General features: G+C 37.0%; 1 protein-coding gene and 1 tRNA gene. Both read right to left on the bottom strand.

The features are described 5' to 3' along the window. Positions 1 to 33: 33 nt before the first annotated feature. Positions 34 to 930 (bottom strand): cation diffusion facilitator family transporter, encoded by an 897-nt coding sequence (locus tag DM84_RS05940; protein WP_250779081.1) that lies wholly within the window; start codon positions 928 to 930, stop codon positions 34 to 36. A 24-nt stretch (positions 931 to 954) separates the two neighbouring features. After that, positions 955 to 1,027: transfer RNA gene (locus tag DM84_RS05945), tRNA-Val, on the bottom strand. Positions 1,028 to 1,261: the final 234 nt, after the last annotated feature.

Below are 1,261 nucleotides of genomic sequence, written 5' to 3' on the forward strand. Positions count from 1 at the left end.
TACACTAAATTTTCATAATAATGGTTTTAAATGTCAATGTTTAAGTATCTTATCATCCGCACACTCGTCATATTCAATTTCAACTGTAGAGTGTGCTATTTCAAACTTATTCAGCAATATTTTTTTTATTCCATACAAAATATCAGTGTGTTGCACGCTTCGCTTAATTTTAGCGTGCATAGTTATTATGAAATAATTATCAGACAATGACCATGCATGTATATGGTGCGCATCTATCACTTCAGGTAGCTTGGACACAATCTCACTTTTTATTTCCTCAGCAGAGATACCTTCAGGTGTACCTTCAAGGAGTATATGGCAGGAATTCTTAAGAATTTTATAGCCACTGTTTAGAATTATTACGCTAACAAATACTGATAATATTGGATCTACTATTTGCCATCCAGTAAACATGATAATTATGGATGCAAGTATAGCAGCTACAGAACCTAAAATGTCTCCTATAACGTGCAGTACGGCGCTTTTTATGTTTATGTTGCTTTCGCATTTACTGTGTAATACAAAAAAGACTACAATATTAGCAATCAGACCAAGTGTGGCAATCATTAACATTATTTGCCACTCAACATTGACTGGGAAAATGAATCTCTTTATTGACTCAATTATGATGATTGCTGCAATGAGAAATAGAGTTAAACCATTGACAAATGCTGCGATTATCTGCAACCGATGGTACCCGTATGATCTTTGTAGGTCAGATTTCTTAGCTGAAAACCTGTGCGCCACCCAACTTAAGACTAAAGCAAAGAGGTCAGTGAGCATATGTCCTGCATCTGATAGCAGAGCAAGCGAATGTGAAATTATTCCACCCACTATCTCCATGAGCATTGTTATTGCGACTATTATTATGGAATAGATTAAGCGTTTGGACTCTGCTGCTGAGTGTTTACCATTGTGTACCACTGCCATATAAAATCTTTTAACGAACAAAAATGGGTAACACTGGACTCGAACCAGCGACCGCTTGCACGTCAAGCAAGTGCTCTGCCAACTGAGCTAATTACCCATTGTGGCTTTAGTATAGTGCTTCAATAGGATGAAAGTCAATTTGCTTTTAAACTATTGATTTTTCGCATAGCTTTTAACAACGCGCTGGGCACATCTCCAGGAACGAAAAAACTACTTGACAAATTCCTTCAGCGCCCTTATTATAGCAACAGGGGTATTTCTGACTCGAAACTTGGTTCTGATCTGCAGGTTCAATGACAAAATTCAGTAAAAAACTAGAGGTATTTTTTGG

This window comes from Wolbachia pipientis, from assembly GCF_023661085.1.
In the GTDB taxonomy this organism is placed as follows: Bacteria; Pseudomonadota; Alphaproteobacteria; order Rickettsiales; family Anaplasmataceae; genus Wolbachia.